At 73.1% G+C, this 1,265-nt stretch carries 1 protein-coding gene; it reads left to right on the plus strand.

Going from position 1 to position 1,265, the window contains the following annotated elements; translation table 11 throughout:
* Nucleotides 1-287 (plus strand): hypothetical protein (locus tag OO54_RS40980; protein WP_033212865.1); only part of this gene is annotated, 287 nt, incomplete at its 5' end.
* Nucleotides 288-1,265 lie beyond the last annotated feature (978 nt).

Genomic DNA, 1,265 nt, shown 5'->3' on the forward strand with positions numbered 1-1,265 from the left:
TCGCGGCGCAGGTGGTCGGGTTCGCGAAGGGGACGCGTCGGGAGTTCACGACGGAGAATCTCACCGAGCTGGGGATCAATGTCGCGATGGGTGCGATCGGCGGGGCGATCGGGTTCGGTATCGGCAAGGTGTTCACGGCGGGTGTGTCCAAGGCGCTGGGTGCGAAGGCGGCGCAGTCGATCGTGGCGGCGGCGGTCGGTGGCGCGGTCAACAACGTGGCGTCGTCCGCGATCATGATCACCGGGCAGAAGCTGGCGACCCGGCGGCCCAGAAGGTCACCCCGTTGAAGGTCAACCCGGTGAAGGTGCCCAGGGCGTTCAACAACAAGTTCGTTCAGGTCAAGACGGGCTTCACGCCTCCGGGTGGGGGCGGGAATCCGTCGGTGGGCGGCGGGCAGCCGGTGTCGGGCGGTGTGCCGCGGGACGGCGGTGCCCCGCGGCAGACGGTCGTCTCCCCGGAGCTGCCGGCGACGGGGCAGGGCGGTGGTGGCGGCGAGCCGCCGGTGGGCCTGCGGGAGGCGGGGACACCGCAGACGGTGGTCGCCCCGGGGGACACGCCGGTCGGGCGGAGTGCGGATGCGCTGTCGGTCACGTCGCGGGCGTCGTCGGCGGACTCGACGACCACGCTCAGCGATCCGGGCACGGGTACGGGTGCGGGTACGGGTGGCGGGGGGCGGCGCGGGCGGGCGCACGCCCGAGACGGTCTCGCGGAACGTGCCGGAGGGCCTCACGTCCGACACCGCGCCGCTGTCGCCGGACGGGGCGTCGGTGCGGTCGGTGGACACGGACGCGGAGTCGTTCGTCCTGCCGTTGGATGCGTCTTCGACGAGTTCTGAGTCGGTGTCGCTGTCGCCGGACGGGGTGTCGGTGCGGTCGGTGGACACGGCGAGTCGTTCGTCCTGCCGTTGGATGTGCCTTCGACGAGTTCTGAGTCGGCGTCGCTGTCGCCGGACGGGGCGTCGGTGCGGTCGGTGGACACGGCTTCGGAGTCGTTTGTGGCGGCCCCAGAGCCCCCGACAGCGGTTCCGCCCGTTGATGGGAACGGGTCGGCCCTGAGGTCCCCGCCGGTGGAGCGGAGCCATCCGTGGGCGGGGGCGCGTCCCCGCGGGACGGTTCACCGACCGTGTCCATCGGCGACGTGTTGTCCGGTGGCGGCGGCACCTCGACCCCCGAGGCCCAACCGCCGCTGGCGGCAGCACCGTTCACCCCCGTGACGGCGGATGCGGGAGCCGGGACGCCGCCCGCTGCCGCCGCCCCTTCCCAGAC

Origin of the sequence: Streptomyces wedmorensis, assembly GCF_000716445.1 — a bacterium.
GTDB classification, from domain to species: Bacteria; Actinomycetota; Actinomycetes; order Streptomycetales; family Streptomycetaceae; genus Streptomyces; species Streptomyces wedmorensis.